The organism is Sulfolobus sp. B1 (genome assembly GCF_007050195.1).
In the GTDB taxonomy this organism is placed as follows: Archaea; Thermoproteota; Thermoprotei_A; order Sulfolobales; family Sulfolobaceae; genus Saccharolobus.
Window position 1 is genome coordinate 1 of record NZ_QIMI01000268.1, and the last position, 1,141, is coordinate 1,141.

1 protein-coding gene is annotated in these 1,141 nt (G+C 35.1%); it reads left to right on the plus strand.

Annotated elements, in window-relative coordinates; genetic code table 11:
* Positions 1-1,141: FAD-dependent oxidoreductase (locus DMP16_RS10090; protein ID WP_143577208.1), on the plus strand; the 1,141-nt coding region annotated here is incomplete at both ends.

Here is a 1,141-nt window from a genome sequence, read left to right on the forward strand (position 1 = left end):
GAATAGGAGAACTATATAATTACGCTTCTAAAATATTAGGTAATCAAATCTATCCGGACTTTTTTAAATCATTTGAAGATAAAAGTGACATAGTATCTAAATTACGTAAAGAAAAATACGAGAACGTTCTGGATAGTTATGATGTAAAGTTAATTAATGGTAAAGCACATTTCATATCTCCCAATTCGATTAAAGTAAATGGGGAAGTCATTGAAGCTAAGAAGTTTATTATATGTACTGGGTCATCTACTTATATACCAGATATCAAGGGTTTAAGGGAAGCTGGATACTGGACTAATATAGAAGCGTTATCTCCAGATAGGAAAATTGAATCCCTAGCAATAATAGGTGGGAGAGCATTAGCCTTAGAGTTTGCCCAAATGTATAAGAGGTTAGGGGTTGATACTATTATATTGCAAAGGAGTAAGTTAATAATTCCAGATTGGGAACCAGAAATATCGTTAGTAGTAAAAGAGTATTTGGAGGAATATGATCATATCCCCATTATGATAGATGTTAGAGTTAAGGAAATAGTTAAGAAAGAACATACCAAAGTAATAGTTACTGATAAAGGAGAAGTAGAAGCGGATGAGATATTACTCGCAACTGGGAGAAGACCGAACGTGGACTTGAATCTACCCTCTGCAGGCGTTGAGCTAAATGAAAGAGGGGGAATAAAGGTTGATGACGAGCTAAAAAGTAGTAATCCTAACATTTATGCCGCAGGGGATGTGATAGGAGATTTAATGTTGGAATCTTTAGCAGGAAAAGAGGGTGCAATAGCTGCTGAAAATGCTATTCTTAATTCTCACAGAAAGATTGATAGACTTAGTATTCCTCAAGCGATATTCATTGAACCTAACGCTGCCAGAGTAGGATTAACCCAAATAGAGGCTGAAAAAAAGGGATATCAGATAGACTATAGAGTAGTTAAAATGGATAATGTAGCTAAGGCTAGAATATTGAGAGAAAGTGAAGGGTTAATAAAGATGGTTATTGATAAAAAGTTTAGAACTATTTTAGGGGTTCAGATGTTTGGTAAATACGCTGCTGAGGTAATAAATGAAGCAGCTCTAGCAATTAAGTTCAGGGCTACTATAGATGATATAATAGATACCATTCACGTCTTCCCCACAATGAG